1 protein-coding gene is annotated in these 380 nt (G+C 39.7%); it reads left to right on the forward strand.

Features of this window, described 5'->3' with window-relative positions; genetic code table 11:
- Positions 1–154: 154 nt before the first annotated feature.
- Positions 155–376, forward strand: coding sequence for a hypothetical protein (locus tag V6U76_RS05525; RefSeq protein ID WP_333024150.1), 222 nt, complete (start codon positions 155–157; stop codon positions 374–376).
- Positions 377–380: the final 4 nt, after the last annotated feature.

Raw genomic sequence — 380 nt, forward strand, 5'->3', positions numbered from 1 at the left:
ATTTCATGGAAAGTTGCCTCTCGGATTGAAGACACTGTGCAACGCATACAAAGGTAAATCAAGAGATCAGTACCACATTGGTTTGTCATCTCCAAAGCAACCTCGTATTATCTGCAAAAATGCACTGGGCTTTGAGTACACGATTAACCGGTCAATGAACGCCGCAAATCTAATTGATTTGGAAGACGGAAATGATTTCAGTGTTGGTTTTGCTAATAAGCGAAATGTATTTGTAATAAAAAATGGAGTGAAATTTATGATCGGCGGCAACGAAGACGACGTATTCATATTTGTGGGTAACAGGACGAAAGGTAGATTTATCGGTGGTCCTGGAAATAACGTACTAAACATTGAACATTACGCGCGTGCTTTGTAATTGG

The organism is Wolbachia endosymbiont of Pentidionis agamae, from assembly GCF_036711655.1.
In the GTDB taxonomy this organism is placed as follows: Bacteria; Pseudomonadota; Alphaproteobacteria; order Rickettsiales; family Anaplasmataceae; genus JAZHPY01.

Excerpts from the sequence above, each read along its gene's own strand:
- V6U76_RS05525 (WP_333024150.1), top strand. The coding sequence starts at position 155 with ATGAACGCCGCAAATCTAATTGATTTGGAAGACGGAAATGATTTCAGT.